Origin of the sequence: Pseudomonas sp. K5002, from assembly GCF_013386655.1 — a bacterium.
Classification (GTDB): domain Bacteria; phylum Pseudomonadota; class Gammaproteobacteria; order Pseudomonadales; family Pseudomonadaceae; genus Aquipseudomonas.
In genome coordinates this window covers 1-3,580 of record NZ_JACARK010000090.1, presented here as the reverse complement: position 1 = coordinate 3,580, position 3,580 = coordinate 1, and the positions used below count along the sequence as shown (strand labels likewise).

General features: G+C 59.3%; 6 protein-coding genes. 1 reads left to right on the top strand and 5 read right to left on the bottom strand.

Annotated features, from left to right (window positions below):
* The 3 genes from uvrC to HX846_RS05670 form a co-directional block, all read right to left on the bottom strand.
* Positions 1-1,067 (bottom strand): excinuclease ABC subunit UvrC (gene uvrC / locus HX846_RS05680; protein ID WP_218645394.1); only part of this gene is annotated, 1,067 nt, incomplete at its 3' end.
* A gap of 1 nt (position 1,068) precedes the next feature.
* Complete coding sequence (uvrY, locus tag HX846_RS05675) at positions 1,069-1,710, bottom strand: UvrY/SirA/GacA family response regulator transcription factor (RefSeq protein ID WP_008436066.1); 642 nt, start codon at positions 1,708-1,710, stop codon at positions 1,069-1,071.
* Between the two features lie 151 nt (positions 1,711-1,861).
* Positions 1,862-2,227, bottom strand: a complete 366-nt coding sequence (locus HX846_RS05670; protein WP_023658724.1) for a helix-turn-helix domain-containing protein — start codon at positions 2,225-2,227, stop codon at positions 1,862-1,864.
* Positions 2,228-2,308: 81 nt separating this feature from the next.
* Between HX846_RS05670 and HX846_RS05665 the strand changes: the two genes are divergently transcribed.
* Complete coding sequence (locus HX846_RS05665; RefSeq protein WP_003208935.1) at positions 2,309-2,548, top strand: DNA-binding protein; 240 nt, start codon at positions 2,309-2,311, stop codon at positions 2,546-2,548.
* A 64-nt stretch (positions 2,549-2,612) separates the two neighbouring features.
* Here HX846_RS05665 and HX846_RS05660 read toward each other — a convergent pair whose 3' ends face one another.
* Entirely contained in the window at positions 2,613-3,047 is a 435-nt protein-coding gene (locus HX846_RS05660) for a GNAT family N-acetyltransferase (protein ID WP_178965100.1), read from the bottom strand.
* Between the two features lie 13 nt (positions 3,048-3,060).
* On the bottom strand, positions 3,061-3,580 hold a 520-nt coding region (locus HX846_RS05655; protein ID WP_178965099.1), incomplete at its 5' end, for a carbon-nitrogen hydrolase family protein.

Sequence of the window (3,580 nt, the reverse complement as noted above, 5' to 3'; positions counted from 1 at the left end):
CGGGCCCGGGTGCCGCGTACGCGGTGGCTGATGTCCAGCTCGCGGCCGCGCAATTCGTGAATCGCTTCGATCAGCGCCGGGAAGTCCTCATGCACCACGTTGACGATCAGCTCGCTCGGCAGGTCGCGCTCGGGGCTGCTGACGTAGTACTGGCCAAGGAACGCCGCCATGACTTCGGCGACCTCCTCTTCTATACCGGTCTGGGGGAAGAAGTTCTTGCTGCCCAGCACCCGGCCGCCGCGCACGCTGATCAGGTGCACACAAGCACCGCCCGGGTTGACGAAGGCGGCGATGACGTCGACGTCACCGGTGCCGCCTTCCATGCTCTGCTGGTCCTGCACGCGGCGCAGCAGGGAGATCTGGTCGCGCAGTTCGGCGGCGCGCTCGAAATCCAGGGTGCTGGCCGCTTGCTCCATGGCGCCGGACAGTTCATCGGCCAGGGCATTGCTGCGGCCTTCTAGGAACATTACCGAGTGCCGCACGTCCTCGGCGTATTCCGCCGGCTCAACCAGGCCTACGCATGGCGCCTTGCAGCGTTTGATCTGGTACTGCAGGCATGGGCGGTTGCGGTTCTTGTAGAAACTGTCTTCGCACTGGCGCACGAAAAACGCCTTTTGCAGCAGGCTCAGGCTTTCGCGGATGGCGCCGGCGCTGGGGTAAGGCCCGAAGTACTTGCCCTTCTGCTTCTTGGCGCCGCGATGGATGCTCAGACGCGGAAAGTCGCCGTCCGAGAGAAACACGTACGGGTAGGACTTATCGTCACGCAGCAGGATGTTGTAGGGCGGCCGCCATTCCTTGATCAGCGTCTGCTCAAGCAGCAGCGCCTCGGTTTCATTGGCGGTGATGGTGGTTTCCACCTGGGCGATACGCGCCACCAGTGCCGCCGTCTTCGTTGCCAGGCCGGTCTTGCGGAAGTAACTCGCCAGGCGGCTCTTCAGGTTCTTGGCTTTACCAACGTAGAGCAGGCGCGCTTCGCTGTCGAACATGCGATACACGCCGGGACGGCCACTGCAGGTTGCAAGGAACGCACTCGGATCGAATTGGACCTTTATTTCAGGAGCTGTCATTTCAGGCGCTGGCGTCTACCATGCCGTGGCGTACCGCCAGCAGGGTCAATTCAACATCACTGCTGATGGAAAGCTTTTCGAAAATCCGATAACGGTAGGTGTTTACGGTTTTCGGCGACAGGCACAGCTTGTCGGAGATCGACTGGACTTTCTGACAGCCGACAATCATCAGGGCGATCTGGATTTCGCGCTCCGACAGCGCATCGAACGGCGAGTCGCTGGTGGGCTGGAACGACTTGATCGCCAGCTGCTGGGCAATCTGCGGGCTGATGTAGCGTTGGCCGGCAAATACCAGGCGAATGGCCTGGACCATTTCCGCCAATCCCGCGCCTTTTGTCAGATAGCCAGCCGCGCCCGCTTGTAGCAGCCGTGTAGGAAAAGGATCTTCCTCACACACGGTCACTACCACGACTTTGATATCCGGATGGCTGCGCAACAACTTTGTAGTGGCGCCAAGACCGCCGATCCCAGGCATCTTGACGTCCATCAAAACCACATCGGGCTTCAACTCCCGGGCCTTGATCAGGGATTCCTCCCCTGACTCGGCCTGGCCGACTACTTGCAGGCCATCGATGTCAGCCAGCATTCGTGTAATGCCTGTACGAACGAGATCATGGTCATCGACTACTAGCACCCTAATCAAGCAGACACCTCGCGATATGGTCTTATAGGTTGCTGAACACCTTAGCAAAAAACCACGGCGCAGACCTAGCTGCAAGCGTCATATATATAGAGTTTCAATGCACAACGGGCCGCCGCCGAGTGGCGGGCGGCTCAATTTCCTGGGTAAAAGGTCAGGAATCCGGGGCCGATGACCGGTTTTTTCCATTGGTGGAGAGTGAATGCTCGGCCAGGGTAGAAGTCAGGCGATGGATTGCATCCTGGTCTTCCTTGAACATCGCACGGTAGTTGCCCAGCACTTTTTCTTCGATTTGGCTCAGATTTTCCAGTTGGGTCGGCGTCGGCGTGCCGGTCAACACGTACAGGATATCGACACCTTTTTCTGCCACCCGGGACAAGTAATCGGCCTTGGGCGCACGGCCGCCATTTTCGTATTTCCCCTGTGCGTTAGCTTCTACACCTCCTATTTCACCAAAAGTTTTCTGCGACAGGCCAAGTCGCTCTCTTTCTTGCCTTAACCGGAAACCGATTCCACTCATTTGGATGTATGATCCTATTTGGCACACCCCAAGAGGTGACACACTCATCTCGTTTTACACAAACTTGAACGGTTTTGAACTATGCCCGGTATTCGCACTGCTGCACAAGCCAAGGCTTGGCTGGAACATCAAGGTAAGTCTGTTCAAGCGTTCGCCCGGGAACATGGCGTGGACCCGGCAACCACTTATCAAGTGCTCGCTGGGCGCAAAAAGGGACGGCGGGGAGAAGCCCACAAGGTCGCGGTCCTGTTAGGCATGAAGGACGGGATCATCCCGGTTGAGGACGAAACCGTAAGGCAAGATCAGGAAGTCATTTCTTGAAGTCAGTATGCGCTTATTAAAACCAAGTGCCTGTTTTCCCAAAATTGGCAGTACTCACACCTGATCACGGCCGGCAATTGCGCTCCATGCGCCAGAAGCAATCCTCCGCATCTACGATTTCCAGGCCCTTGCGTTGATACAGCCGTCGCGCCGGGTTGGTCTTGAAAACGGTCAACCGTAAAAGACCCAGCCCTTGCGCGCGCGCCTTGTACACCATCTGCTCGATAACCCAGCCGCCAGCCCCTTGATGACGAAACGCCTCAAGGATGTGCAATTCGCGGATATACAGTGCCTTGGGGTCACGACTGATGCTGATGAAACCCAGCACCTCGTTATCGCGACAGATCAGCCAGTTTTCTCGTCCGGCCCAGGCGGTATCGAAACCGGCATCGGACCACGACAAGTCGTATTGGCGATAATAATTACCCATGGCCTGGTGGGTCAGGGTCCGGGCGAAGGCCAGGTGTTGGCTGGTCGCGGCCTGCAGTTGAAACGCCATGTGCCTGAACTCCCTAGATTGCCACCTGTTCTCCCTGCCACTGGCCGCCGGTGTCGCGTCGTGCAATCACCAGCGTATCGCCTACACCCGGGCTAGCCGCGATCAAACCACCGTCGGCGCCCCAGATTGCGCTGCGCCCGGCGCAGGCCCAGCCACCGGATGGACCGCCGTGGTTGGCCATCAGCACCAGCATCCGGTGCTCGGCGGCATAGCCCTGTAGCAAGGCGGTGTCCGGCGCGTAGCCGCCTTCGCTGATCAGCACACCCGCAGCGTAGATGTTCGCCCCGTCCTCGGCAGCCTGTCGAGGGTGGCTGGCGTGGGAAAAATCCGCGCATACCGCCAGGGCGATCCGGTCGTCCCCCCATTCAAGGGCCGCCCCGCCCTGCCCCGCAGCAAACGCCACGTCTTCACCGGGATGCAGATGCTGCTTGGTATAGACCGCCACCGAGCCATCCGGCCCCAGCACCAGCGCACCGATCAACACCTCACTGGCGCCCCCCAGGCGAATCGGCATGCCCACCACCGCGGTGATG

Bases quoted from the DNA above. Each gene is read 5' to 3' on its own strand.
- HX846_RS05670 (WP_023658724.1), bottom strand. From the start codon at position 2,227: ATGAGTGGAATCGGTTTCCGGTTAAGGCAAGAAAGAGAGCGACTTGGC.
- HX846_RS05660 (WP_178965100.1), bottom strand. From the start codon at position 3,047: ATGGCGTTTCAACTGCAGGCCGCGACCAGCCAACACCTGGCCTTCGCC.
- HX846_RS05665 (WP_003208935.1), top strand. From the start codon at position 2,309: ATGCCCGGTATTCGCACTGCTGCACAAGCCAAGGCTTGGCTGGAACAT.